Below are 448 nucleotides of genomic sequence, written 5' to 3' on the forward strand. Positions count from 1 at the left end.
CGCGCGGGAATCACCCTCTTCAATCACGTCCACATCGTGGAAGCAGTAGTAGGGCACACCCAGCTTGGTGAAGAATTCAAACGCCGCGTCCAGCTTCATGCGGGTGCGGGTTTCGTGATCCTTGCCTTCGCTCCAGGGGAAGTGGAAGGGGCCGGGGCCGAAGGGGTCGTGGCCTGCGCCGCAGAAGGTGTGCCAGTAGCACACGGCAAAGCGGAAGTGCTCTTTCATGGTCTTGCCGGCCACTACGCGGTTCTCGTCGTAATACTGGAACGCGAAGGGGTTGTCGGACTCAGGGCCTTCGTAGGCAATTTTGCCAACGCCGGGGAAATACTCTTTATCGCCTAGGGTGATGCTCATGGTAATGACCTTTTGTGCTTTGTGTGAAAAGAGGTGGGCGGCGGTGGAGCCACCGCCCGGTTTCGGGTGTCCTTATCGGGCCTCGGCAAGG

Annotated in this window: 1 pseudogene; it reads right to left on the reverse strand. The window is 59.4% G+C overall.

Features of this window, described 5'->3' with window-relative positions:
- Nucleotides 1–357, reverse strand: a pseudogene (locus B3187_RS08465) (xylose isomerase); the annotation flags it as partial.
- Nucleotides 358–448 lie beyond the last annotated feature (91 nt).

Source organism: Marinimicrobium sp. UBA4209 (assembly GCF_002381585.1).
GTDB classification, from domain to species: Bacteria; Pseudomonadota; Gammaproteobacteria; order Pseudomonadales; family Cellvibrionaceae; genus Marinimicrobium; species Marinimicrobium koreense.